22 protein-coding genes are annotated in these 26,263 nt (G+C 66.7%); 2 read left to right on the top strand and 20 right to left on the bottom strand.

The features are described from left to right. Positions 1-3: 3 nt before the first annotated feature. The 11 genes from ACVOMH_RS02795 to ACVOMH_RS02845 all read right to left on the bottom strand — a co-directional run bounded on the left by ACVOMH_RS02795 (position 4) and on the right by ACVOMH_RS02845 (position 12,732). Entirely contained in the window at positions 4-1,809 is a 1,806-nt protein-coding gene (locus ACVOMH_RS02795) for a sensor histidine kinase (RefSeq protein WP_054657868.1), read from the bottom strand. Positions 1,810-1,960: 151 nt separating this feature from the next. After that, complete coding sequence (locus ACVOMH_RS02800) at positions 1,961-2,347, bottom strand: BON domain-containing protein (protein WP_083468401.1); 387 nt, start codon at positions 2,345-2,347, stop codon at positions 1,961-1,963. Positions 2,348-2,362: 15 nt separating this feature from the next. Next, positions 2,363-3,271, bottom strand: coding sequence for a phosphogluconate dehydrogenase (NAD(+)-dependent, decarboxylating) (gene gnd / locus ACVOMH_RS02805; RefSeq protein ID WP_481550975.1), 909 nt, complete (start codon positions 3,269-3,271; stop codon positions 2,363-2,365). 8 nt (positions 3,272-3,279) lie between these two features. After that, the gene (locus ACVOMH_RS02810; RefSeq protein WP_481550976.1) at positions 3,280-4,545 is read right to left on the bottom strand and encodes a hypothetical protein; all 1,266 of its coding nucleotides are present in this window, start codon (positions 4,543-4,545) and stop codon (positions 3,280-3,282) included. Further along, positions 4,542-5,096 carry a DUF2242 domain-containing protein gene (locus ACVOMH_RS02815; protein ID WP_481550977.1) on the bottom strand — a complete coding sequence of 185 codons (555 nt, stop codon included), beginning with the start codon at positions 5,094-5,096 and terminating at the stop codon, positions 4,542-4,544. The genes ACVOMH_RS02810 and ACVOMH_RS02815 overlap by 4 nt, the downstream gene beginning before the upstream one ends. 113 nt (positions 5,097-5,209) lie before the next feature. Next, complete coding sequence (locus ACVOMH_RS02820) at positions 5,210-7,384, bottom strand: carboxy terminal-processing peptidase (RefSeq protein WP_481550978.1); 2,175 nt, start codon at positions 7,382-7,384, stop codon at positions 5,210-5,212. A gap of 207 nt (positions 7,385-7,591) precedes the next feature. Further along, complete coding sequence (lipA, locus tag ACVOMH_RS02825; RefSeq protein ID WP_481550979.1) at positions 7,592-8,602, bottom strand: lipoyl synthase; 1,011 nt, start codon at positions 8,600-8,602, stop codon at positions 7,592-7,594. Positions 8,603-8,618: 16 nt separating this feature from the next. Further along, positions 8,619-9,281 carry a lipoyl(octanoyl) transferase LipB gene (gene lipB / locus ACVOMH_RS02830; RefSeq protein ID WP_089153131.1) on the bottom strand — a complete coding sequence of 221 codons (663 nt, stop codon included), beginning with the start codon at positions 9,279-9,281 and terminating at the stop codon, positions 8,619-8,621. Between the two features lie 26 nt (positions 9,282-9,307). Further along, the gene (locus tag ACVOMH_RS02835) at positions 9,308-9,586 is read right to left on the bottom strand and encodes a DUF493 family protein (RefSeq protein WP_054657872.1); all 279 of its coding nucleotides are present in this window, start codon (positions 9,584-9,586) and stop codon (positions 9,308-9,310) included. Between the two features lie 114 nt (positions 9,587-9,700). Then, complete coding sequence (locus tag ACVOMH_RS02840; RefSeq protein ID WP_054657866.1) at positions 9,701-10,678, bottom strand: CsgG/HfaB family protein; 978 nt, start codon at positions 10,676-10,678, stop codon at positions 9,701-9,703. A 368-nt stretch (positions 10,679-11,046) separates the two neighbouring features. Continuing rightward, positions 11,047-12,732 (bottom strand): CsgG/HfaB family protein, encoded by a 1,686-nt coding sequence (locus ACVOMH_RS02845; RefSeq protein ID WP_481524031.1) that lies wholly within the window; start codon positions 12,730-12,732, stop codon positions 11,047-11,049. A gap of 429 nt (positions 12,733-13,161) precedes the next feature. Between ACVOMH_RS02845 and ACVOMH_RS02850 the strand changes: the two genes are divergently transcribed. Beyond that, positions 13,162-14,220 (top strand): lipid A deacylase LpxR family protein, encoded by a 1,059-nt coding sequence (locus tag ACVOMH_RS02850; RefSeq protein ID WP_481550980.1) that lies wholly within the window; start codon positions 13,162-13,164, stop codon positions 14,218-14,220. Positions 14,221-14,285: 65 nt separating this feature from the next. Here the strand turns inward: ACVOMH_RS02850 and ACVOMH_RS02855 are convergent, their stop codons facing one another. The 8 genes from ACVOMH_RS02855 to ACVOMH_RS02890 form a co-directional block, all read right to left on the bottom strand. Then, positions 14,286-15,500, bottom strand: coding sequence for a D-alanyl-D-alanine carboxypeptidase family protein (locus ACVOMH_RS02855; RefSeq protein ID WP_057505739.1), 1,215 nt, complete (start codon positions 15,498-15,500; stop codon positions 14,286-14,288). A 103-nt stretch (positions 15,501-15,603) separates the two neighbouring features. Further along, on the bottom strand, positions 15,604-16,875 hold the full coding sequence (locus ACVOMH_RS02860) for a septal ring lytic transglycosylase RlpA family protein (RefSeq protein WP_481550981.1): 1,272 nt from the start codon (positions 16,873-16,875) through the stop codon (positions 15,604-15,606). After that, the gene (mltB, locus tag ACVOMH_RS02865; RefSeq protein ID WP_481550982.1) at positions 16,872-18,008 is read right to left on the bottom strand and encodes a lytic murein transglycosylase B; all 1,137 of its coding nucleotides are present in this window, start codon (positions 18,006-18,008) and stop codon (positions 16,872-16,874) included. The genes ACVOMH_RS02860 and mltB overlap by 4 nt, the downstream gene beginning before the upstream one ends. A gap of 389 nt (positions 18,009-18,397) precedes the next feature. Continuing rightward, on the bottom strand, positions 18,398-19,501 hold the full coding sequence (gene rodA / locus ACVOMH_RS02870) for a rod shape-determining protein RodA (RefSeq protein WP_481550983.1): 1,104 nt from the start codon (positions 19,499-19,501) through the stop codon (positions 18,398-18,400). Then, on the bottom strand, positions 19,498-21,552 hold the full coding sequence (gene mrdA / locus ACVOMH_RS02875) for a penicillin-binding protein 2 (protein WP_481550984.1): 2,055 nt from the start codon (positions 21,550-21,552) through the stop codon (positions 19,498-19,500). The genes rodA and mrdA overlap by 4 nt, the downstream gene beginning before the upstream one ends. A gap of 2 nt (positions 21,553-21,554) precedes the next feature. Beyond that, positions 21,555-22,040 (bottom strand): rod shape-determining protein MreD, encoded by a 486-nt coding sequence (gene mreD, locus ACVOMH_RS02880; protein ID WP_481550985.1) that lies wholly within the window; start codon positions 22,038-22,040, stop codon positions 21,555-21,557. After that, positions 22,037-23,116 (bottom strand): rod shape-determining protein MreC, encoded by a 1,080-nt coding sequence (gene mreC, locus ACVOMH_RS02885; protein WP_481550986.1) that lies wholly within the window; start codon positions 23,114-23,116, stop codon positions 22,037-22,039. Before mreC ends, mreD begins: the two co-directional genes overlap by 4 nt. A gap of 126 nt (positions 23,117-23,242) precedes the next feature. Beyond that, positions 23,243-24,289, bottom strand: a complete 1,047-nt coding sequence (locus tag ACVOMH_RS02890) for a rod shape-determining protein (RefSeq protein WP_005419402.1) — start codon at positions 24,287-24,289, stop codon at positions 23,243-23,245. A gap of 277 nt (positions 24,290-24,566) precedes the next feature. Here ACVOMH_RS02890 and ACVOMH_RS02895 point away from each other — a divergent pair, with 277 nt between their 5' ends. Next, the gene (locus tag ACVOMH_RS02895; RefSeq protein ID WP_054658096.1) at positions 24,567-25,499 is read left to right on the top strand and encodes a carbohydrate kinase family protein; all 933 of its coding nucleotides are present in this window, start codon (positions 24,567-24,569) and stop codon (positions 25,497-25,499) included. 128 nt (positions 25,500-25,627) lie between these two features. Here ACVOMH_RS02895 and ACVOMH_RS02900 read toward each other — a convergent pair whose 3' ends face one another. Next, positions 25,628-26,263, bottom strand: coding sequence for an HAD family hydrolase (locus ACVOMH_RS02900; protein ID WP_481524082.1), 636 nt, complete (start codon positions 26,261-26,263; stop codon positions 25,628-25,630).

Here is a 26,263-nt window from a genome sequence, read left to right on the forward strand (position 1 = left end):
CCTTCAACTGTGCGCCTCAGGCGCTTGCGGGGGAATAATGAAATGGAACGTTGCGCCCTTGTCGGTCTCGGCCTCGGCCCAGATGCGCCCGCCATGGCGCATCAGCACCCGGCGCACGCTGGCCAGCCCGATGCCGGTACCCGGGTAGTCGCTGGCCTTGTGCAGCCGCTGGAACACCCCGAACAGCTTGCCGGCGTACTGCATGTCGAAGCCGGTGCCATTATCACGCACGGAGAACTGCTGACCGCCGTCGGCAAGTGCCCGGGACGTCACCTCGATCACCGCTTTGTCGCGACCGGCAGTGTATTTGACCGCATTGCCCAGCAGGTTCAACCACACCTGCCGCATCATGTTCTCGTCGGCGATCAGCACCGGCAGCGGCCCGATCTTCCACTCGATCTCGCGGTGGGCACCATTCTCCGGCTCCTCGGCCTTGAGATTGGAATCCAGCAACGAGCGGGTATCGTCCACCAGCGACTGCATATCCACCGTCTGCATCCGCATCGCACCGCGTCCCAGGCGCGAGTAGACCAGGAGGTCATCGATCAGCGCCGCCATCCGTTGCGCCGAACCGGTGATCACCTCCAGATAGTGGCGCGTCTTCTCGTCGGCGCCGTCGCCCAGATGGCGTCCGAGCTTGTCGGCGAATCCGGCCACATGCCGCAACGGTGCACGCAGATCGTGTGATACCGAGTAGCTGAACGCCTCCAGCTCGCGATTGACCTCGGCCATCTGCTCGACCTTGCCTTCCAGCTGGCGGTTGAGCTCCTCCACCCGCACCTGCACGGCGCGCTGCAAGGTGATGTCACTGACGGTCATCAGCACCACTTCATCGTCCGCATCCGGCAAGGGCATGCGCCGGGCATTGATCAGCATGGTTCTTACCATGCCATCGATGCTGCGCTGCTCGTGCTCGAAATCCCACAACTCGCGTCCACGCAACAGCACGTCCGCCAACCGCTGGCGGATGATCGCATCGGCCCACACTCCATCTCCGATCGATTGCAGCGGCCGCTGGTTGATGTCCTCGTGGTTGACGCTGTACAGCTCTGAAAACGCGGTGTTGTGCAGCACCACCCGCTGTTCGTGATCCAGCAGCACGATCGGCTCGCGGACGGTCTGCAGCACCGAGTTGGCGCGGGCACTGGCCTTGATCAGGCGCAACTCCGCCTCGGCACGGCCGCCTATCTGGCGCTTGAGCAGCCACAACACCAGGCTCAGCAACAGCAGCTGCACCACCAGCGCGCTCCACGAGACGATCGACGACACACGCTGCCGTCGTTCAGCGGTGGCGGCGCGGTCGGCCAGCAGTTTTTCCTCGTGCTGCTGCAGTTCCTCCACGAGCATGCGGATGGGATAGCGGAACGTCATCTCCTCGATCATCGCCCGCTGGTGCGGGGAATCAGGACTTTGTGCCACTTCCTTGGCCAGCTCCATGCGGCGCTCGAGCATCGACTCGATGCGGCCCATGCGTACCAGCTGTTCCGGACTGTCTTTGACCAGCTCGGCCAGCTCCTGCATGGTGGCCTGCATGCGGTCCATCCTCTGCAGACGTTCATCCAGGGCTGGAGACTGGATACCCTTGGACAGGGTCAGTGCCGCCGACTCCACATCGCGGATATCGGCCTGCAGGTTGTACAGGCGCGCGCCCACCGCCTGGGTATGGGCAACCCAGTTGGCGGCATTGACGCTTTCACGCGACAGCTGCCGCATGGTAAGTGCTGGAACCACGATGATCAGGAAGGCCGCCAGGCCCAGGCCGATCAATCGCCAGCGGTCCCAACCATCATCGGTGAACCTTGACAGCATCATCTCCCCTTGCATTGCTGGCCGTTACAAACAGCCGGATAGGTCTATCACCTGCGTGGAGCAGGCTTGAACTTTCCCGCCGGATACCTGCCGCCGAAGCATTGCATGATTTACCCGCGGAGTGAACGCCGCGCCCGGCTTCATGCGACGTTCAACGCGGCATGGCAAATCCCGTGATTTTCAGCGCGGAAGCATCGACCGTGGCAACGCCGCGGGTCTGCATGCACAACGCGATGATCTGCTGCCGGGTCAGCTCCCCTTCCACGGTTCCCGCTAGCACAACACGCCCCTGCGATACCTCGACCGCGATTTGGGCACGACGCTCACGCACCAGCGGGACCAGCGCGGCTTTGATCCGGGTGGAAATCCACGCATCACCCGATGCCGTGGATGCATCGGCCGGAGGCGTTGGCACGGCATCTGTCCCGCTGGCTGGCTGCGCGATCGCGGCATCCACCAGCAGTGTGCAGACAAGGCCCAGCACGAACCCACGCGTTGTCTTGTTCATCGCAGCGCTGCTCCGCCGGCCTGTGCCCATCTGATGCCTCCAGCGCTATGCATCTGTCTTCCTGATCGCATGACCACCGAACTGACGGCGCATCGCCGCCAGCATCCGGTCGGTGAAGGAATTGCGCTGACGTGAGCGAAAGCGCTCCTGCAACGACAGGGTGATCACCGGCGCCGGCACCTCCAGATCGATCGCCTCGGCCACTGCCCAACGGGCTTCCCCCGAATCCTCGACATAAGGGGCGATCCCCGCCAACGTGGGATTATCCCGCAGCGCGTCGGCACCGAGATCCAGCAACCAGGAGCGCACCACGCTGCCATGGCGCCACAGCTCGGTCACCTGGGCCAGATCCAGTTCGAACTCGGCCTTCTTTTCCATCAAGGCAAAGCCTTCGGCATAGGCCTGCATCATTCCGTACTCGATGCCGTTGTGGACCATCTTGCAGAAGTGTCCGGCACCCACCGGTCCAACGTGCGCCCAGCCCCGGTCCATGGCCGGCGCCAGCGCCCTGAAAAGTGGCGCCAGTCCGGCCAGCGTGCCGACATCGCCGCCCACCATCAGGCAGTAGCCCTCCTCCAGCCCCCAGATGCCGCCGCTGGTGCCGCAATCGACGAAGGCGACCCCACGCTCACCGCAGCGGGCCGCCCGCGCTTGCGACTGCTTGTACCAGGAGTTGCCGCCATCGATCACCACGTCTCCGTTCGACAGCAGCGGCAATAACGCATCCAGCGTTGCATCCACCACCGTGGACGGCACCATCAGCCACAGCCGCCGGGGCGCGGGTATTGCGTGAACCAGATCCTGCAACGTGTCGCTGGTGGCAATACCGGCAGCCGATACCTGCTCCCGGGCCTGGGCCGCGGGATCAAAGCCGTGCACATGGATACCCGCGCGATGCAGCCGCTGCGCCATGTTGGCGCCCATGCGCCCCAGACCGATCATTCCCAGTTGCACGCCGCACCTCATCTTGTGCTGAAAGACATTTCATTGCCGCACTCGCGCAGCCGGGCGCCGATCCAGCGCTGATAGAGCGTGGAATGCACATTGTGCAATGCCAGATCGATGCTGAAAGGTGTACGTGGATTGCGATCCAGCAGGCGCACGATATGGTAGCCAAGCGGCTTGACGCCTTTGGGATGTACGTAAATCAGCAACTCCCGGTACACCGGATCGGCCAGCAGCGCATCGATCCGGGCCAGCACCGCCTGTTGTTCCGGCGGCAGCGCGGCGCGCAGTGCCGGATCGCGCTCATGCAACAGACGTTCAAAACGACGCCACCCACTTCCCGGCATCTGTTGTGAAAGCTGCCATATCTGCCGGTTGACGCGGTCGTAGTGGGCCAATCCGCCGTGCCGCGCCAGCGCCTGTGCGGCCGCTGCACTGAGATCGGTGATGATGAAGTTCTCGGCCTGGTTGTTGATGTCATCCAGAAACCTGCGCTCGAACACATGCTCGATGAAACCCGGCACCGCCATGAACGCCTGGCGCCCCCGTGCCGAGGTGCGCACCGCCTTGCCATCGGCGAACAGCTCGCCGGCGCTGCTGCCGAGCAGGATGCTCTGCGTATCGTGCAAAGTCAGGAACGTGCCGATCGAAAGCTCCGCGGCCGTGAACTCGCGGTCGAACAATACATCGCCATACAACTCGCGCTGGGTGGCCAGCTGGGCGATCTGCCGCCCGACTCCGCATTCGGAACGCACACTGCCGGTGTAGAAGGCATCCATCGCCCGCGCATTGCCGGCCACGGGTGCATATCCCCGGCCGAAGCTGCGGAAGCGCTGCCACCCCTGCGCCCGCGCGCCGCCCACCCCGAAGCCGATCCAGCCCAGCTGCAATGCGGAAAAGCGGTAGTTCGCATTGGCCTGCAGCCGTGTCGTGGCGGTGCGTGCCGCATCACCGAGCCGGAACGCATAGGCGCAGACGCTGGGGGGGCTCTGCAGCAATCCCGCGGCGAACTGCTCGCGCTGGCTGGCACTGTAGCGGGCGGGAATATGTACCTGCAGATCGCCCAGGCGCTGTGCCTCCATCACCGATCCCCGCTCGCACGGTCGGCCAGCCAGCACCTGCGGCTCCGCTCCGGACGTCGGCGTGATCCGCCAGCCCAGCTCCTGCAGCAGCGCAATGCCGCAACCGGCACGCGCCTGTGCGGCGAGCGGCCAGCCAGACACCGCGCACAACACCAATCCGCACGCCGCGGCCTGCCATGCCCGGCCGCGGTGAGGGCTCACCGGGCCGCTCCGTCGGGTATCTGTGGCGCGGCCACCTCCTCCACATACTGCTGCAGGCGGCCGAAGAAATTGCGATAGAACAGCGCATCCTGCACGGTGCGGCTGGCCACGCGCACCAGCGAATCGTCATTGCTGCCAAACGGCACGGACACCGAACCCAGCGCACCGACACCGACGCTGGCCGAGGTCGGTGATTTCTTCAGCGCATAGCGCTCCTGCACCGCACTGGCGAACACCTGCGCGCGGCCATCGGCGCGGCCCACGCACGAAACCCGCAGCAACAGCTGCTCGTGCACTTCGTCCTTGGGCTGGAAATTCTTGCTGCCTTCGACACCGCCCGCATCGGCGCGGGTGACCGCATAACCCTGGCTGAGCAGCGCGCGACGAGCAGCCTCGCAGGCCTGGGCCGGCGCCACCTCGAGATTGCGCGAATAGGTGTCACCCGAATCGAACGACTCGCGCAGCACCGTGCTGTCGGCAACCTTGCCGCCACATGCGGCAAGCGCCAGCAAGACGGTTCCTACCAGCAGGTGCAACCGGCAGCCAGGCATGGGCGCTCCTCGTTTACCGAAGGCACTCAGCATAACGCCGCCAACGTCGCGGGACGTTGACGGCGTCATTCACAGCGCACCGGTACTGGCACTGCGCCCGGCACACAGGAAGATCAGTCGGCCCAGCGTCCGGGGCCACTGGACTGCGGCAGCACCTGCGCCGACAGCGGACGGTCCTTTTCCAGCAGATTCAGGGCGTCGGCCAGGATCGCGGCCGACTCCCTCAGCAACGGATCCGGGCGCTTCTCGGCAGCCTTCTCGCGCTCGGCATCCTTGACGATGTCGCGCTCGTTGCCGGTCAGACCGTCATCGGTGCTGTCCTCGGCCAGCGGATCCAGCGGCAGGCCCAAATCCTTGCGGATCTGCTGGCGCTGCTTGCGCTGGGCATCCTGCTTTTCCCGCTCGGCGCGGCGCTCGGCCTCGTTGAGCGAGATGTACTTCTTGGCGGCCTCGGTGCGGAACTGCTGCACATCCTCTTCCCACCACTGGAACTCGCGGTCGCTACGCACGCGTTCGGCATGGCGGGTTTCCAGCCGCGGCAGGATCGGCGCGAAATTGCCGTACTGGGTGTGCGGCACCGCGGCGATGCGGGTCCAAGGCAGCGCGTTGTCGTAGGTGCTCTCGCCGAATTCGCTGGCATCGACACTGGCCGGGAACGCCAGGTCCGGCACCACACCCTTGTGCTGGGTGGAAGAGCCGCTGACACGGAAGAACTGGGCGATGGTCAGCTTGACCTGGCCGAAGCGCTCTTTCTCGCTGGCCGGCCAACGGTCCAGCGGCACCACGTTCTGCACGGTGCCCTTGCCGAAGGTGGTCTCACCGATCACCAGACCGCGGCCGTAATCCTGGATGGCACCGGCGAAAATCTCCGAGGCCGAGGCCGAGCCACGGTTGATCAGCACCGCCAGCGGGCCGTCCCAGGCCACCGCCGGGTTGCGGTCGCTGTTGACAGTGACGCGGCCGCCGGATTCGCGCACCTGCACCACCGGGCCCTGTTCGATGAACAGACCGGTCAGTTCGATCGCCTCATCCAGCGAACCCCCGCCGTTGTTGCGCAGGTCCAGCACCACGCCATCGAGCTTGTCGGCCTTGAAACCGGCCAGCAGCTTGGCCACGTCGCGGGTGGCCGAGGCGTAATCGGTCGCGTTGCGACGGCGGCCTTCGAAGTCCTGGTAGAACGTGGGCAGCTTGACGATGCCGATGCGACGCTCCGGCTCGTCGGCAGCGCCCGGAATGGTCATCGTCTCGCCCTTGGCGGCCTGTTCGGACAGGCGGATCTTCTGCCGGGTCAGCGTCACCATGCGGTGCTTGCCATCCAGTCCCTCGGCGGCGGGAATGTATTCCAGCCGTACCTGGGTGTCCTTGGCACCGCGGATCTTGGCCACCACGTCGTCGATGCGCCAGCCGATCACATCTTCCAGCGGGCCGGACTTGCCCTGGCCCACGCCGACGATGCGGTCACCGGGCTTGAGCGTGCCATCCATCGCCACCGGGCCACCGGGCACCACTTCGCGGATCACCACCACATCGTCCTGACGCTGCAGCTGCGCGCCGATGCCTTCCAGCGACAGCGACATGGCCTGGTTGAAGTTCTCCGCAGTGCGCGGGGTGAAGTAATCGGTATGCGGGTCCACCGCGCGGGTGTAGGCGTTGAGGTAGAGCGAGAACACGTCCTCGTTCTTCGACTCGTTGATGCCCTTGAGCAGCGTGGCGTAACGCTTGTCCAGAGTCTTGCGGATATCGGCGGCCGACTTGCCGGCCAGCTTCAGCCGCAGCCAGTCGTTCTTGACCGACTTGCGCCACAGCTCGTCCAGCTCCGCCGAGGTGCTCCAGGGCACGTCCTTGCGGTCGTATTCAAAGCGCTCTTCCAGTGTGAAATCCGGCTCGCGCTTGAGCAGCCCGCGAGCATAGGCCACGCGATCGGCCACCCGCTGGCGGTACACCGCGAACACCTGGAAGGCCGGGTCGAGCTCACCGCTGCGGATCGCCGTTCCCGTATTGGCAGCCAATGGCGCAAAGCGCTCCACGTCCTCACGGGTGAAAAACTGCTTGCCCCCGTCCAGCGATTCCAGATAACGCTTGAACACGTCCTGCGAGGTCGCCGCATCCAGCGGACGCGGGCGATAGGCGTAGCGGCTGTCCGAGAGCAGTCCGTACACCAGCTTGGAGGTGGTCGCCTGATCGACGGTCGCCGTGGAGGGCAGTGCCGGCGTGTCGGCACGCGCCAGCAACGCGGCCGGCGCCGTCAGCGCCAAGGCCAGCAAAAAGGCGGGGACTCGATAGTTCATCTAGATACTCGTGACACCAGACGGTAGGGGGAGACTGCGCGCAGTTCGGACACCCGGACAGTGCCGAAAGTTTCTGCACTTGTCACCCTGCGTCGGATCAGACTAGCCGCTGCCCGGTAGCAGAATGTGAACCGTACCGGCATGCATGGCACAGGCACGGCGATCCCGCAGACGGCATGCCGCCGTCGCGGGATCATGGCGAGGCGATCAGACGCCGACGCCCGCCCCGGCCGCCTGCTGGTCGGCGTGGTAGGACGAACGCACCATCGGGCCGGAGGCGACGTGGGTGAAGCCCAGTTCGTAGCCGTAGTCCTCGAACGCCTTGTATTCCTCCGGCGTCCAGTAACGCAGCACCGGGTGGTGATGCGCGGTCGGCTGCAGGTACTGGCCGATGGTGATCATCTCCACGTCGTGCGCGCGCAAGTCGCGCATCGTGGCCTGCACCTGCTCCAGGGTCTCGCCCAGGCCGAGCATGATGCCGGACTTGGTCGGCACATCCGGGTGCTGTGCCTTGAAGTTCTTCAGCAGGGTCAGCGACCACTGGTAATCCGCACCCGGACGCACGTTGCGATACAGGTCCGGCACGGTCTCGATGTTGTGGTTGAACACGTCCGGCGGGTTCTGCGCCAGGATTTCCAGCGCGCGCTCCATCCGGCCCTTGCCACGGAAGTCCGGAGTCAGCACCTCGATACGGGTGCCCGGCGACTTGGCGCGGATCGCACTGATGCAGTCGACGAAGTGCTGGGCACCGCCGTCGCGCAGGTCGTCGCGGTCGACACTGGTCACCACCACGTACTTCAGGCCCATGTCGGCCACGGTCTGGCCCAGGCTGGCCGGTTCGCTGGCGTCCGGCGGCTTGGGCCGGCCATGGGCCACATCGCAGAACGAGCAGCGGCGGGTACAGACTTCGCCCAGGATCATGAAGGTCGCGGTGCCATGGCCGAAGCATTCGTGGATGTTCGGGCAGCTGGCTTCCTCGCACACCGTCACCAGACGGTTCTCGCGCAGCTTGGCCTTGAGGTTGGCCACGGCATTGCCCGACGGAATGCGCACGCGGATCCAGGAAGGCTTGCGCAGCACCGGCGCATCGGCGAACTGCACCGGCGAGCGGCCGATCTTGTCGCTACCGAGCTGCTTGACGCCCGTTTGCAACGGCGCGGACGGAGTGTCGGCCTGCACGACCTGCAGGGGAATGGAGCGCGGAGTGGATTCAGTCATGGCGGTACCGGCGGCCTCAGGCCGCGAAGTTCAGATCGGGCAGTTCGGGAGTAGGCCGCAGCTCAAGACCGAACTGCTGGGCCAGATGGGACAGCAGCACCGGCTTGACCGGATCGATCCCGGACGGACCGCCCAAGTCTAGCACCGAGGTCACCTGCATCCCGGCGTAACCACAGGGATTGATGCGGTGGAACGGCTCCAGATCCAGCGCGACATTCAGCGCCAGCCCGTGGAAGCTGCAGCCACGGCGCACACGGATGCCGAGCGCGGCCACCTTGGCGCCGCCCACATACACGCCGGGCGCACCGTCCAGGCGTTCGGCACCGATATTCCATTCATCCAGCGTGTCGATGATGGCCTGCTCGATGCGGCACACGTAATCGCGCACCCCGATACCCAGCCGGCGCAAGTCCAGCAGCGGGTAGACCACGATCTGGCCGGGGCCGTGATAGGTCACCTGACCGCCCCGATCGACATGCAGCACCGGGATATCACCTGGCGCCAGCACGTGCTCGTCCTTGCCGGCCTGGCCCAGGGTGAACACCGGATCATGCTCGACCAGCCACAGCTCGTCGGTGGTGCTGTCGTCGCGGGCGTCGGTGAAGCGCTGCATCGCATGCCAGACCGGCTCATAGCCCTGCCGGCCCAGATCACGCAGCGTGGCCGTCCGCGCCGCCACGCGAGCCGCCGGCCCGGTGCCGCTGTTTACAGCGTCCACTTCACTTCCGGGTGGTTACGCAGCGCTTCATGCGCGGCATCGTACTGCTCGCGGCTTTCGGCCTTGAAGCTGATGCGCACGGATACATACTTGCCGTTGGAGGAATGCTTCCAGCTGATGCGCTCGCTGAGCACCTCGACGCCGTGTTGCTGCAGCAGCCGCGGCAGCTCGGTCTCCAGACCGGTATCGGCCGTGCCCATGGCACTGAGCTCAAAGGTGCCGGGGAACTGGAAGCCGTGTTCAGGGTTGTCGGATTTGATTTCCATGCCCGCCATTATCGGGGCGCCGGCGGTCAAACCCAAGGCCGGCTGCAGTCCGCCATCGCCCCTGAATGCGAAGGGCCGCTTGCGCGGCCCTTCGCTGTGTACAGCTTCAGACGCTTACCTGGACAGTTCCAGCATGGTGGAAGACACCCAGCCCTTGTTGCCCATTTCATCCTCCACTTCCCACATGACGCCTTCTTTCACCCCGGTGGGGTACAGCATCATGCCCGGCTCCAGCGAGCGCACCGCCGCGCCGGTGCCCTTGGCATTGGCCAGCAACCGGCCGGCGCGGGTGACCGTCACCGCCTGCTGCGCACCGGCCGCCGAAGCATTGTCCGGCAGACCACCCAGCTGGGCGATGATGTCCGTGTAGGCCTGCAGGTAGGCCATGGTGATCACCTGGCCGATCTCGGTGTTGGCGTAACCGCCCACCCCCGCCGCTCCCAGGCCGCCACCACCGAACAGGCCGCCGCTGGCGCCGAAGCCCATGTCACTCTTGCGTGCGGAACCTTCGGCGATCGCCACCTGCTCGGAGGAGCGCACGTCGGTGACGGTCAGCACCACATCGGCGGTCTTGCTGGTGAAATTCAGGCCGCCGACGATCGCACCGGCCTTGCCACCGATCAGCCCGCCCAGCAGGCCACCGATGGCGTTGCCGCCGGCATTGGTGTTCTGCGAGATCAGGTCCGGGATCATCACGTAATCGGCGGCACGGACCTGGCCCTTGCCGACGTTGGAACGGCCGCGCAGGTCGCCGCTGGCAGCCAGCTCGCGCTCGAACTGCCCGGCAGCCATGCCCGCGCCACGGTCCACGAGGGTGAAACAACGCGAACGGTTGACGAAGGCTTTGATCAGTCGCGACGGCGCAGGCAGCTGCTGGCCGGTCCACCAGTGGGTGGCGTCCTCCGGCTCGATCACCGACAAGGTGCCGATCGGGCGCGGGCAGGTGGGAATCTGGGCGGCGGCAGCCTTGCGCTGTTCCTGCGCCTGGGTGCCCTTCTGCTTGAAGGCGGCGTCAGCCGGCTGGCTGGTGAGAGCGGCGGCAATACCCGCCGTGAGAGCCGCTGCAACCAGCGGCGAAAAAACATTACGCATCTACGTGATTCCCCGTTACCTGCACCTTTCGAGGTGCGTTCCTTTGGTTTAGAAACCTTGCAACAACATCCTGTTCCTTGCTGATACGGGATCAGGCAAGTGCCGCAGGTCCGCCCGGATCGTAACCCAGCGCTTTTTCAGATTCCATCCAGCAAGCGGACATTCAGGGAACCGCGTCACTGAACGCCGCCGTGCTGACGGACGACAGGCCACCGTGCCACCGGCATGCGCCGGTGGAGCGGCTGCCCGGGCCGGTGCCGGATAGACTGGCCGATCCAGCCATGCCACGACATGGGTGAGGCGGCCGGTGGTTCCGGGAATCCGCAGCGCGACGATCAGCCGCCGCGACCGGTTCCCGGATCGTTTCATTACTGGTTGTGCGAAGGCTGTACCGTGCCACGCGTAGTGGCCGGCACCCAGCCGTACACACCGGTCTGGTCGTGCGCTTCCAGCATCGCGCCCTGGGTACCGCCAGTCAGGATCAGGCTCATGCCCGGCTGCAGCGTCCGCAGTACCGCACCGCGCCCGGAATGGTCCTGCATCAGGTTGACCGGCTCATTGAGTACCAGTACCCGGCGCAGCGCCGCGGCGGCCTGCTGCTGCGAAGCAACCACCTGGGGGGCGTACTGCTGGGCCGCCGCCGTCAACCCGCTGGCCACCGCACCGGCGACCCCCCCCTGCTGTATGCCATTGACCACCTGCCCGGCCAGTTGCGCCGCACCGGCCAGCTGCGAAGCGCCGGCCTGCATCTGTGCCGGCACCAGCTGCTGCACCGCCGCCTGTGCCAATCCGCCGACAATGGCACCGGTACCGGCACCCTGCTGCATGCCGCCGACCACCTGGCCTGCCAACTGCGCCGCACCGGCCAGCTGCGAGGCACCGGCCTGCATCTGCTCCGGCACCAGCTGCTGTACCGCCGCCTGCGCCAATCCACCGACAATGGCACCGGCGCCCTGCTGCATGGCGCCGGCCGTCTGGCCTGCCAACGGCGCGGCACCGGCCTGCGCTGCCGCATAACCCTGCTGGTCATAGGGCGAAGGCTGTACCGGGAGCACCGCTACCGGCGGCGGCACCATCGGCATCTGCTGCTGTGCCAGATGCTGGGCCGCCTGCATCTGCTGCATCTGCAACTGCATCTGCTGGATCTGCAAGGCCTGCTGCGCGGCGATTGCACTGGCCGGCATCGCCGAGGCCGTCGCGGTCGGATTGCCACCAGCCGGATAGGAGGTGGTGGCGGCACTGGCCAGCTGCGGCTTGGAGGTGGCAGTGGGCGCCGACCTCACCCGGGCGGCGAAATCGACCTTCTCCACCCGCTCAAGCAGCGCCTGGAACGCTTCGCCATAGGCTTCCTTGATCACCTTGCCGAACTCGGTGTTCTCGTAGGCACCGGCCGAAATTCCGCCATTGATTCCCTTGGCCGAGGCCGAGGCCATCAGGTTCCAGTCACGGTCGGTCAGCTTGGCCTCGCCGGAGGCGGTACCCAGCAGTTCGGCGGTGCGCGAATCGGTGATGGTCAAGATCACCTCGGCGGTCTGCTTGCGCGAGCTCATGCCGCCGGCGATCTTGCCCGCCACGCCGAGCGTGGCCACGTTGGCCAGGCCACCGATCAGGCCGCGTTTTTTGTCGGTACCGGCACCGCCACCGACGTTGGAACCGCCGGCGTTGGGATTTTGCGAGACCAGATCGGGAATCAGAATGAAGTCGGCGGCCAGCATCTGCCCTCCGCCCAGATTCGCGCCTTCCTGGATATGACCGCCGGCCACCAGTTCACGCTCGGCCTGCGCGGCGGCAAAACCCACGCCACGGTCCAGGATCGTGAAGCAATTGGAATCGGTCACCATCACCCGCAGCATGCGCGTCGGCGCCGGCAGGCCATGGCTGGCCCACAGCGCCTGCCCGTCATCAGGTTCGACGATACGGATCGTGCCTTCAGGCTTCTTGCACTTCAGACCGCCGCGGAGACTCATTTTGAAATCCAGCGCCTGGGCGGCCGGTGCGAACAGAGCCAACGCCAGTGCTGCACCCAGAACCGGCGCTGCAGAATACTTTTTCATGTTTTCCCCTGTGGCCGTCGCCTGCATGCCGGCCTGGTTGTATCGCGTGTGAAAGTGATGCCCGCACTCCCTCACAGGGCATGCAGGTCCCTGCTTCGGCAGAAATTACTTCATCTGAAATATACATTACTGAATACGAATAGACCGATCCCGCGCCGCCTGCTCCCACGAAAGTCCGGCACCACGGGCTCTCACGTTTCAGGCGCGGCACCCCGGCGTCTTGATTTGCGCAATATCCCGCGCTCCCGCCGCGAAATGGAACACAGGTTCCCGCCCGTTGAAGCGACGCGCGCCGGGCGCCGGAGCGCCCGCGCCACCGGGCGTTGCGGCGCAACGGGGGCGCTGCAACGCTCTGATCCACCCAGCGGGATAGGGCGGGCCTGATCGCGGCACTACGCTGCCACTCCCTTTTCCCGCAAAGCCGATTGAATGAAAGCCAGCACAGGAGCCCGCCTGGCATGGGGCGTGGCGTTCGGGCTTGTCGCCCCGGCCGGAGGGGTGACGGCCGCCACCTGCACCGCCAGCACATTGCTTGAACAGCCGCCGGCGCTCAACTTCCGCGTGGACAACGACCTGTTCGGCGGCGCCCAGCAGGACCAGGGCTATACCAATGGCGCGCTGCTGACGCTGGTCTCGCCCAACCTGCGCGATTACACCGACGACCCCTGCCTGCCACGGCCGGCGCGCTGGGTGAACCAGTATCTGGAGCACCTGTATCCGGGCCGGTTCGAGCAGCAGAACATGATCTTCAGTGTCGGCCAGGGCCTGTTCACCCCGACCGATCACACCCGCAGCGACCTGATCGGCGATGACCGTCCGTATGCTGCGGTGCTGTTGACCACCTTCGGCTTCAATGCCCGTCACCGGAACCACCTGCGCACCACCCAGCTGGCCCTGGGCATGGTCGGTCCGTCGGCACAGGGCAAACAGGTGCAGGACGGCGTACACGGCCTGCTCGGCGACGAAAAGTTCAGGGGCTGGGGACACCAGCTGCAGGACGAACCGGTGTTCAAGCTGCTGCACGAACGCCTGCAGCGCTGGCCGGCCGAAGGCGAGGCGCACGGCTGGGGCTGGGATGTGATCAGCCACGGGGGCGGCGCCCTGGGCAACCTGGCCACCTATGCCAATGGCGGCGGCGAGATCCGCTTCGGCTGGAAACTGCCCGACGACTTCGGCAGCTCGCCGCTGCGCCCGGCCGGCGAGAACACCGCCCCCACCCGTCGCGGCCGTGCCGAGGGCTGGTCCGGCCACCTGTTCATGACCGCCGATGCACGCTGGGTGCTGCGCGACATCACCCTGGACGGCAACACCTTCCGCCGCAGCCATCGCGTGGACAAGCGCCCGCTGGTCGGGGAACTCGGCTACGGGCTGGCGGTGATGCGCGGCAAGTGGAAGTTCGCACTGGCGCGCTACCACCGCAGCCGCGAATTTGAAGGCCAGCGGCAGACACCGGTGTTCGGCAGCTTCACTGTCAGCCGAACCCTGTAGCGGGCCACTGCGGAAAACAAAAAGCCGGCGCGGGCGCCGGCTTTTCGCTGCGGTGTGGCGGGTCCTTACTCGGACTTCCACCACATCATGAAGGCGTCCCACAGGCGCTTGAAGAAGCCACCCTCCTCCACCGCCTGCACCGCCACCAGCGGCGCTTCGGCCACCACCTTGCCGTCCAGCGAGACCTTGACCGTGCCGATCTGCTGACCGGCGGCGATCGGCGCCACCAGCTGCTTGGGCACATCCATCGACGGCTTCAGATCGTTGTAGCGGCCACGCGGCACGCTCACCAGCATCGGCTGGGCCACGCCCAGCTGCACTTCATCGGCCTTGCCCTTCCACACATGCTGCGCGGTCACCGCCTTGCCCGGCTCGTACAGCCGGTGGGTCTCGAAGAAGCGGAAACCCCAGTTCAGCAGCGCCAGGCTGTCATCGGCGCGCTGTTTTTCCGAGGCGCCGCCCAGCACCACCGCGATCAGCCGCTGGTCGCCGCGCTGGGCCGAGCTCAGCAGGCAATAACCGGCCGCCGAGGTGTGGCCGGTCTTGATGCCGTCCACGCTGGCATCGCGCCACAGCAGCAGGTTGCGGTTGGGCTGGGTGATCTTGCCTACGGTGAATTCCTTGATCTTGTTGTAGGCGTAGGTTTCCGGATAGTCGCGCACGAACGCGCGGCCCAGCAGCGCCAGATCGTAGGCGCTGGACTGGTGGCCTTCGGCGGTGAGGCCGTGGGCATTGACGAAGTGCGAATCCTTCATGCCGATCTTGGCGGCGTAGCTGTTCATCAGCGCGGCGAAGGCTTCCTGGCTGCCGGCGGCGTGTTCGGCCAGCGCGATCGCCGCGTCGTTGCCGGACTGGACGGCCATGCCTTTTTCCATGTCTTCCAGACGTGCGGTCTGGTTGACCGGGAAGCCGCTGTAGCTGCCATCGGTGCCGGCACCGCCTTCACGCCAGGCGCGCTCGCTCATCATCACCTGGTCGTCGGGCTTGATCTTGCCGTTCTTCATTTCCGCGGCAAGCACATAGGACGTCATCACCTTGGTGATGCTGGCCGGCGGCAGCGGGGTGTGGATGTTCTCGCCGGCCAGCACCTGCCCGGTGGCGTAGTCCATCAGCACCCAGGCACTGGCGGTGGTTGGCACGGGCGCCGGCGGCGTGGCCACCTGCACCGGGGCGGCCGCAGCGGCAGGTGCCGGTGCCGGCATGGGCGTGGGGGTCTGGGCGGAGGCCAGACCGACAGCGAGCGTCGTGGCCAGTGCAGCGGCGGCGAAACGGAATTTCATCGGAAAACGGTTCCTGATGGACGAGGAAAAAAGCGGGGGGCCATTGTAGGGCGCTGGCACTGCGGCTGCGGCACCGGCATATGGCCGGGGTTAATGGCCCGGCTCAATCGCGGACCAGCTGCGGCCGGCCGAAACCCAGTCCGGCGATACGCCCGGCCAGCTCGGCCGCGCTGTCATGGTCGCGGGCCGGCACGCGCAGGCGCCACAGGGTCCGGCCGCCACTGACGATATCGCTCAGGCTGGCACCGGCGATTCCGGCCGAGGACAGCTGGCCCAGCGCACGGGCGGCGTTGTCGCGGCTGGAGAAACTGGCCACCTGCAGCAGGATAGTGCCCAGCGCGCGGGTGGCAGCATCGGCCTTGTCCGGTGCCGGAACGACCGGCGTTGCAGCGGCCGCAGGTGCACCCGTGGCAACCGACGGCGCCAACGCCTGCACCCTGGCCGCCGCCGGCGCGTCGCCGGCAGCGGTGGTGGTGGCCGGACGACCGGTCGCCACACGCGCACCGTTGTCCTTCATCCAGGTATCGAAATGCTCGGCGCTGGCCGCGACCGGACGCGCCGGCGTGACGGGCGGCAGTTTCTCCACCAGCTGGTCCATGCGGCTGGTCGCTGCTGCCCGGCGCGCCGGTGCGCTGGCCACGGCAGCGGTGCGCTCGCGGCGGGTGCGGCGGCTGTCGCCGGAAACAACGGTGTTGTCACCGGGGGTCAGTGCGCGCACTTCCACCCGGCCGGTACCCCGCTGGGTGATGCCCAGCTTCACCGCCGCGGCATAACTGAGGTCGATCACCCGGCCCTCGTGGAACGGGCCACGGTCATTGACCCGCACCACCACCGATTCGCCGTTGTCCAGATTGGTCACGCGGGCGAAGCTGGGCAGCGGCAGGGTCTTGTGCGCGGCGCTGAAGGTGTACATGTCGTAGACCTCGCGGTTGGAGGTCAGGCGGCCGTGGAACTTCTGCCCGTAGTAGGAGGCGGTGCCCTGCTCGACGTAGTCATCGACCCGGTCCATCACCCGGTAGGACTTGCCCAGCACCGAATACGGCGACTTGTTGCCCACCGGCGAGCGCGGCTCGCTGACCACCTCCGGCTCGGGAATGCAGGCCACGTTGGGCACATAGGTCGGCGTGCTGTCGCTGACCCCGGGCTTGTACAGGCCGCCGGCGATGTAGTTGCCGCGCGTGGACAGGTCTTCCTGTGCCTTGGCATAGGGCGAACCGTCCGGGCACTGGCCGCCCGCGCTGCCTGTGCCCTGCACCACGGTGGCCGGGCGCTGGGCGCTGGAGCCGCTGACCCCGGCGGCGGATTTCTTCGGCGCGCTGCTGCAGGCGGCCAGCCCGAGCACGATCAACGCAGGGACCAGCCACTTGCTGTTCATGCCGGCGGAAGCTCCTTGCCGGCGATGGCCTGGGACAGCTGGAACACGGCCATCGCGTACATCTTGGAGATGTTGTAACGGGTGATCGCGTAGTAGTTCTGGAAGCCCAGCCAGTACTGCTTGCCGTCACTGCCTTCCAGGGTGACCGGGGTGGCCTTGGCATTGACCGCCAGCACCGGCGTGACCGGGCGGTAACCACGGGCCGCAAGCTCGGTCACGGTCAGGCTCGGCGTCCAGTCGGCCGGGTTGAGCTCGGCGAACCCCGCCTGCAGCGTGGCCGGTACCGCCACCGTGCCGCCGCGGATCCAGCCGCCCTTCTTCACGAAATAGTTGGCGATGGAGGAGAACACGTCGTCGTAGCTGTTGAACAGGTCGCGACGGCCATCGCCATTGCCGTCCACCGCGTAATCCAGATAGCTGGACGGCATGAACTGGCCCATGCCCATCGCCCCGGCATAGCTGCCCTTGAGCGCGGTGATGTCGAGCTGTTCCAGCTTGCCCAGTTCAAACAGCTTGGCCAGCTCGTCGCGGAAGAACAGCTCGCGGCGCACCTCGCGCTCGAGCTTGGCCGGGTCGCCGCTGCGCGGGTAGTTGAAGGCCAGGGTGTACAGCGCATCGAGCACGCGGTGGTTGCCGGCGTTCTTGCCGTAGCTGGTTTCCACACCGATGATCGCCACGATCACTTCGGCCGGCACGCCGGTGCGTTCCTGCACCCGCAACAGCTCGTCGCGATGGTCGGCGAAGAACTGCCTGCCACCGTCGATCCGCGCCTGGCTGATGAACATCGGCCGGTATTCGTTCCAGGGTTTGACCCGCTCGGCCGGACGCGACATCGCCGCGATGATCGGCTGACGCACCTGCGCCTGGGCCAGTGTGGCCTCGATGTAGCCCGGCTCGATGCCGTAGCGGGCGGCGGTGTCGCGGATGAAATTGGCGCGGGCGGTCTCGAACGGCAACGGGGTCAGGTCCACCGGCGGCAGATCGGCCTTGGCCTCGGGGACCGCCTCGGCCGGGCCGGTGCCCGGCGTGATCGGCGTTCCCACCGGCGTGGCGGGAGGAGCGGGGACCTGCGGCGGGGTCGCACAGGCGACCAGACCCAGGGTGATGCAGCAGATCAAAGCGCGTCGAATCATCAGGCGAGGTTAGCAGGTCAAAGATGAATTTCCATCAATAAGACCATGAATCCCAAGCAGATTGAAGCGCGGAAACGATGGCGGAAATTGCCGTTGCAGGACCGGAAATGGTCCCCTCGCAGCTGAATACGGCAATGCCTCCGCACCCGCCGCGCAAAAAAAAGCGCCGGCCGCGCCCCCATCCCCGCAGGCACAACCGGCGCTCAGGCCGGACTCCAATCGTGGAAGCGTGACATCTCCCCATGTCATGCCCTTGGATCCGACCAGTCGACGTGCCCGGAGCACCTGCCGACCATCGCGGCGCGACAGCGTCCGGCGACGGTCATTATTGTGAAGCGAAAGTTAAATCCAGTATTTGATCTGGATCAAAGCTTGCACATCCTGCCCATTCAACCGTGCACCGGACGATGCTCGCGCACCGCCATCACCAGCCCGAACCCGGCCAGCAGCGACACCGCCGAGGTGCCGCCGTAGCTGATCAGCGGCATCGGCACGCCCACCACCGGCAACAATCCGGAGATCATGCCGCCGTTGACCAGGATGTAGACAAAGAACGCCAGGCCGGTGGACCCGGCCAGCAGCCGCGAGTAGCCGTCGCGCGATTCCACCGCGATCCACAGGCAGCGGCCGATCACGAACAGATACAGCGCCAGCACCACGGCCACGCCGATCCAGCCGAACTCCTCGCTCAGCACCGAGAAGGCGAAGTCGGTGGTCTGCTCGGGAATGAAGTTCAGGTGCGACTGCGAGCCCAGGCCCCAGCCCTTGCCGGTCAGCCCGCCGGAGCCAATGGCGATCTTGGACTGGATGATGTTCCAGCCCGCGCCCAGCGCATCGCTCTCCGGGTCCAGGAACATCAGGATGCGGTCCTTCTGGTAGGGCATCAGCAGCCAGAACCAGGCCACCGGCGCGGCCGCGGCCACGCCGCCGACCCCCACGCCGACCCACCACCACGGCAGACCGGCCAGCAGCAGCACGAAGGCGCCGCTGGCGGCGATCAGCACCCCGGTGCCGAAGTCCGGCTGCAGCATCACCAGTCCCGTCGGTACGCCGATGATCACCGCCGCCACCAGCACCACTGGGATGCGGGGCGGCAACGGCATCCGGTTGAGGTACCAGGCCACCATCATCGGCAGGCTGACCTTGAGCAGTTCGGCCGGCTGCAGGTAGAAAAAGCCCAGGTTCAACCACTGCCGGCCGTACTTGCCGGTCCCCAGCACGAACACCGCCAGCAGCGGCAGCATCGAGATCGCATAGATCGCCGGGGTCCAGGCGCGGATGCGCAGGATAGAGGTCCGCGCGATCGCCCACATCGCCAGCAGGCCGACCGCGAACCGGGCCCCCTGGGCCATCACCAGCCCCGATCCGCCGGCGCTGTCGAGCACCGCCAGGCCGATCACCATCAGTGCCAGCAGCGCCATCAACAGCGGCCAGTCCAGGCCGCGGGTCAGCCGCTGGCCCATCTCCAGCGCCCAGCGCAGGAAATCCCTCATCGACGTTCTCCCGTGGCCGGTGCCGGAAGCGCCGCCGGCGGTGGCGGGGTTTGCGGCGACGGCGGCGCCACCGGCGCGCCGACCAGGACCGGCAGCTCCTCCAGTGCCAGCGCGGCCTGTTCGCCACGGGCCAGCAGCGCCGGATCTTCGGTATCGAAACCGGTCACCCCCAGCGCCACGGTGCCGCGCTCGGCATCCAGCGGCTGCAGGCCCTCGGGCATCTCGCCAAGGAGCCAGGCATCAAACACCTTGCGCGCGATCGGCGCCGCGGCCGAGCCACCGTAACCGCCGCCCTCCACCGCGATGGCAATGGCGATCACCGGATCTTCGGCCGGGGCGAAGCCGACAAACAGCGCGCGATGGCGCAGGTGCATCGGCAGGCTCTTGGGATTGACCGCGGCCGTCCCCTTGCGACTGACCACCTGCGCGGTACCGGTCTTGCCGGCCATGCGGTATTGCGCCCCGGCAGCCACGCGCCAGCCGCTGCCACCGGGCTGCATCGTGGCCATCATGCCTTCGCGCACCGCCTGCAGATTGGCTGGGTTGGGGGTGATCGGCTTGCCTGCCGGTTGCGGCAACGGTGCCCAGTCGTGATCGAAGCCGGCGCGCTGTTCGGTCACCAGGTGCGGCCGGCGCAGTTGTCCACTGGCCAGCCCGCCAATTCCACGTACCAGCTGCAACGGCGTCACTTTCCACAGGCCCTGGCCGATGCTGGCGTTGACCGTATCGCCCGGATACCAGCGCTCCTTGCGCGCCTTGAGCTTGGCCTGCGGCGAGGGCAGGATGCCGTCGATCTCGCCGGCCAGATCGATGCCGGTGTGCTGGCCGAAGCCATAGCTGCCCAGATACTGGTCAAAACGCTCGATGCCCAGGTCGATACCGAGCTGGTAGTAATAGGTGTTGACCGACTGCGCGATGGATTTGCGCAGGTCCGTCCAGCCATGGCCGCCGCGGTTGGCATCGCCCCAGCCGCGGCTCACGCCCGGCAGGTAGAACATGCCGCGCGAGAGGATCTTGTCCTCCGGCCGGCGCACGCCGCTGTCCAGCCCGGCCAGACCGACAAACGGCTTGATCGTGGAGCCTGGCGCCACACCGCCGAGCACCAGCCGGTTGAACTGCGGGCGCGAGGGATTTTCGTTCAGGCGCTTGAAATCGGCATGCGAGATGCCGTTGACGAACAGGTTCGGGTCGTACGAGGGCAGGCTGACCATGGCCAGGATCTCGCCGGTACGCGGATCGATCGCCACCGCCGAGCCCTCCTGCTCGCCGAACGCGGCCACCATCGCCCGCTGCAGGTCGGCATCGATGGACAGCCGCAGGTCGGTCCCCGACTGCGCCGGCACCCGGCCGATGGTGCGGATCGCCCGCCCCTGCACATTGGTCTCGACCTGCTCGTAGCCGATCTTGCCGCGCAGCTGCGCTTCGTAGAACCGCTCCAGCCCGGATTTGCCGATATGGCTCAGCGCCGCGTTGCCCTCGCCCAGCTCCTCCAGGTCCTTGTCATCGACCCGGCCGACGTAACCGATGATGTGGCCGAACAGGTCGCCGTAGGGATAGCGCCGGGTCAGGTACGGCTCCAGCTCCACCCCGGGAAAGCGCCAGCGGTCCACCGCGAAACGCGCCATCTCCTCGTCGCTGACCCGCAGTTTCAGGGTCACCGGCATGAAGCTGCGGCGCGCCTTGCGCGACTGCCGGAAACGTTCGATGTCCTCGTCGGTCAGCGCGAAGATCTTCTGCAGGCCAGCCAGGGTGGCCTCCATGTCCTGCACCTTGTCCGGGGTCACATCCAGACGGAAGGCCGGCACATTCTCGGCCAGCAGGCGGCCGTTGCGGTCGTAGATCAGTCCGCGTCCCGGCACCACCGGCCGCGCCTTGATGCGGTTGGCTTCCGAGCGGGTGGCGTAGATCTCGTGATCGAGCACCTGCAGCTTGAAATACCAGCCGCCGAGGAAGCCCAGGGTCAGCAGCACCCCGGCAAAGCCCAGCGCCGCGCGCCGCCGGAACTGCTCGGTTTCGGCATGCAGGTTCTTGGACGGTCGGCGACGGTACATGCTCAGCGCCCGCGCTTGCCCAGCCGCACCGCATCCAGCGCCACATACAGCGGCAGCCACAGCGCCATGCCCAGCAGCGGCGCCCACCAGTAGCTCCAGCGCAACAGCGGCTCGCCGACCAGCAGGTGGATCGCCGCATCGATGACCCGGTCATTGAGCAGCAACCCGCCGATGGCCAAGGCCTGCTGCGACAGCGGGAAGAACCGGATGCGCGCGCGGAAGCGCTGCAGGATGAAGGCCATCACCACCAGCCGCAGCGCCTGCTCGCCCAGAATGCCGCCGAACATCAGATCGGCCAGCAGCCCGATGCAGAACGCAAAGCCCAGCCCGACCCGGTCCGGGGTTTCGATCACCCAGTACGCCAGCACCAGCGCCAGCCAGTAAGGCCGCAGCGGCAGCAGCAGCTCCGGCAAGGGCACCAGCCCCAGCAGCAGCGCCAGCCCGAAACTCAGCGGCAGCACCCAACCCTTGTTGCGCAACCGGCTCATGGGCGCACCTGCGCCGGCGCGGCCGCCGGAGAGGGAGGATCAGCAGCCTGTCCAGTCGCGGGCGTGGAGCTGGCTGGCGGCACGGCCGGTCCGGCAGTGGCCGTGTTTAGCGCAGGCGCGACCGAGCTTGCGGCAGCTCCGCCCGATTGCGCGGTGACAGTGGCGGGCGACAGGCCCGGCGCCGGCCCGGCGCTCGTGGCCGGCAGCTCCAGACCATCGGTCACCGACCGTCGCGCAATCGTCGGCACCGAGCGCAGCAGCAGCACATCACGGCCGCGATCGAGCTTGGCCGCCGGCTCCAGTTCGCCCACCAGGAAGGCGTGGGTATCGTCGGGCCGCAGTTTCATGATCTTGCCCACCGGGAAACCGGACGGGAACCGCCCGCCGAGTCCGGAGGTGACGATCTCATCGCCCACCTCGACCCCGGCGCTGAGCGGGATATCGCGCAGTTCCAGGGTGTCGCCGCGCCCGTAGGCGATCAGGCGCACGCCGTTGCGGGCCACAGTCACCGGCACCGCATGATCCGGATCGGTCAGCAGCAGCACGGTCGAATGCGCCGGCGTCACCGCGATCACCTGGCCCATCAGCCCGCCGGCATCGATCACCGGCTGGCCCACATGCACGCCTTCGCGGCGGCCGGCATCGAGCACCAGCCGCTGCCTCACCGGGTCCAGGTCGATATCCAGGATCGGCGCCAGCTGCACGTCCAGCCCGCTGCGTTCGGCCACATTGAGCAGTTCGCGCAGCTGCGCGTTGTCCAGCGCCGCGGTCTGCAGCCGGGTCAGCCGCGCATTGGCCAGCAGCAGCTGGTTGCGCAGTTCGCGGTTCTCGGCCACCAGCTGGTTGTGGCTGGCGGCATTGTCGCGGACCGAGGCGCCCACGCGCCCGGGTACGCCGGCCAGCGCCCACACCGGCTGCACCAGCACGTTGGCCTGCTGGCGCAGGCGCGACAGCCAGCCGCCCTGGTCATCGAGCACGATCAGGGTGATGGCCAGCGCCAGATAGGCCAGCAGGCGCAACGGACTGCTGGCATCGCCCTGGCGGGAGGCTACGGGAGGACCGGCGTAGGGCGGCACGTCAGGCTTCGACTGGAAAAATGCGGAAAAAGGATGCGACGACGCCCCGGCGGTGGGCTGCACGGGGCGTGTGCGGACGGCCGCTCACGCCGTTCGGGCGTGGCCGCGATACGCGACCGGAACGGCTTATTCCGGCGCAAAGAACTCGTTGCCGTGCATGTCCACCAGCTCCAGCGCACGACCGCCACCGCGGGCCACGCAGGTCAACGGATCATCGGCCACCTGCACATGCAGACCGGTTTCCTCGGAGATCAGACGGTCCAGGTCGCGCAGCAGCGCGCCACCGCCGGTCAGCACGATGCCGCGCTCGGCCACGTCGGCGCACAGTTCCGGCGGGGTCTGCTCCAGCGCCAGCTTGACCGCCGAGACAATCCCCGACAGCGGCTCGTGCAGCGCTTCGAGCACCTCGTTGGAGCTGATCTTGATCATCTTCGGCACGCCCTCGGCGAGGTTGCGGCCGGAGATCTCCATCTCGATCACTTCCGCCTGCGGGTAGGCGCAGCCCAGCTCCACCTTGATGCGCTCGGCGGTGGCTTCACCGATCAGCATGCCGTGGTTGCGGCGCACGTAATTGGTGATCGACTCGTCGAAACGGTCGCCACCGATACGCACCGAGGCCGAATAGACGATGCCGTTGAGCGAGATCACCGCCACTTCGGTGGTGCCGCCACCGATATCGATGACCATCGAACCGCGCGCCTCGGTCACCGGCATGCCGGCACCGATCGCCGCGGCCATCGGCTCTTCGATCAGGAACACATCACGCGCACCGGCCTCTTCGGCCGATTCCTTGATGGCGCGACGTTCGACCTGGGTCGAGCCGGCCGGCACGCAGACCAGCACGCGCGGACTCGGGCGCAGCACGCGCGATTTGTGCACTTTCTTTATGAAGTGCTTGAGCATCGCCTCGGTATAGGTGAAGTCGGCGATGACGCCATCCTTCATCGGGCGGATGGTGGTGATATGGCCCGGGGTACGGCCGAGCATCTGCTTGGCTTCGGCGCCGACGGCAGCCACCGAGCGGGTACCGCCGATGGCACGGTCCTGACGCACCGCCACGACCGACGGCTCGTTGAGCACGATGCCCTGGCCGCGCACATAGATCAGGGTGTTGGCCGTGCCCAGGTCGATGGACAGGTCATTGGAGAACATGCCACGCAGCTTCTTGAACATCTGGGAAGTGATCCTGAGGGGTGTCGTGCCCACGCCGATTGGCGAAAAAATGGGCAGAAAATGAGGTCCGCTAGCCTATCAATCCCCCCCGGTGCGGGCAAGGACAATCCATTGTGAATCGGGGCTTTGGCCCGATTCGGCGCCCCTGCGGACATCTGCGGTTCTGGTCGTGCGTCGCCGCAGCCGGTACCCTTACGCACTTTGGCGCCCCGATCGCGCCGACCCGCGTGCGCCTGCATGGCGGGAATTTCCCCTTTTCCGTATAGGTCTGTTCCCGATGTCCGCTCTGATCTGTGGTTCCCTTGCTTTCGACACCATCATGGTGTTTCCGGACCAGTTCAAGAACCACATCCTGCCGGACAAGGTGCACATCCTGAACGTGTCGTTCCTGGTGCCGCGGATGCGCCGGGAGCTGGGCGGCTGCGCCGGCAACATCGCCTACAACCTGAAGCTGCTGGGCGGCAGCCCGATCCCGATGGGCACCGTGGGCCAAGACTTCGGCCCCTACCGCGAGCACTTCGAGCGCATGGGCATCGACCTGAGCCAGGTGCGGGTGCTGGAAGACATGTTCACCCCGCAGTGTTTCATCACCACCGACCACGACAACAACCAGATCACCGCCTTCCATCCGGGCGCGATGATGCGTTCGCACGACAACCACGTGCGCGACGTGCCGGGCGTGAGCTTCGGCATCGTGGCGCCGGATGGCCGCGAAGGCATGATCCAGAACGCGGCCGAGTTCGTGGAATGCGGCATCCCCTTCATCTTCGATCCCGGCCAGGCGCTGCCGCTGTTCAACGGTCCGGAGCTGCGCACCTTCATCGAGCAGGCCGACTACGTGGTGGTCAACGACTACGAGTCCAACCTGCTGCAGCAGCGCACCGGCTGGGACGAGAAAGACATCGTCAGCCGGGTCAAGGCCTACATCACCACCCAGGGCCCGCGTGGCGCGATCATCCACACCCCGGAAAAGAGCTTCGACATCCCGCCGGCGCACGAGCGCCGCGTGGTCGACCCGACCGGCTGCGGCGATGCGTTCCGTGCCGGCCTGATCTTCGGCATCGAGAAGGGCTATGACTGGCTGACCATCGGCCGCATGGGCAACCTGATGGGTGCGCTGAAGGTCGAACACCCCGGCACCCAGAACCAGCGCTTCGATTTCGCCGAGTTCAACGACCAGTTCAAGCAGCAGTTCGGCTACAGCCTCTAGGAAAAACGGCGCCTCGGCGCCGTTTTTTTTTGCGTGCCACTACCGATCCTGCCGATGGCAAACGCCAGGGTCGGGCCCTGCCGGGCACTGCCGCCGTCGGCAATGCGACCGCCAGGCCCTGCGCGCCGCTATCCCGACGCCGCGGCGCGCCAATGCTGCAGCAACTGCGCGCAATCACGCAGCTGCCACTGTGCCATGCCTGGCCAGGGATCATCCGGCACATTGATCAGAATTCCCGGCACACCCGCCGCTTGGGCGGTGGCCAGATCGTAGTAATGGTCCCCCACCATCCGCATCCGCGCCGGCGGTACCTGCCAGCGCGCGGCAAAGAACTGCAAGCCGGCCGGTGACGGCTTGGGCTCCGCGTCCCGGCGGCCGATGATTTCGTCAGCGGCAAAACAATCCGCCACCCCGATCACCGCCAACGTCACTTCCGCCAGCTCACGCGCATTGCGGGTAAGGATGCCCAGCCGGCAACCGTCAGCATGCAGCGCGCGGATCAAGGCCACCGCACCGGGTGCCGCCACGGAAGCCTCGGCCAGTTCCCGCTCGTGCCGCATCAACCAGGCATGGCTGGCGGCCGCCTGCTGGACTGGCAGGCTGGCCAGATGTTCAAGAATGTCCGCACCGGCTGGAATCTGCAGCTCACGCCGGATCAACTCGAAATCATGCAGCGGCTGCGTCAGCGTGCCATCCATGTCGAACACCCAATGGCGGCTGTCCACCACGCCTGGCACCGGCGCCAGCGGCGGCGATCCGACAAT

The sequence above is a fragment of the Stenotrophomonas sp. STEN013 genome, assembly GCF_056760355.1.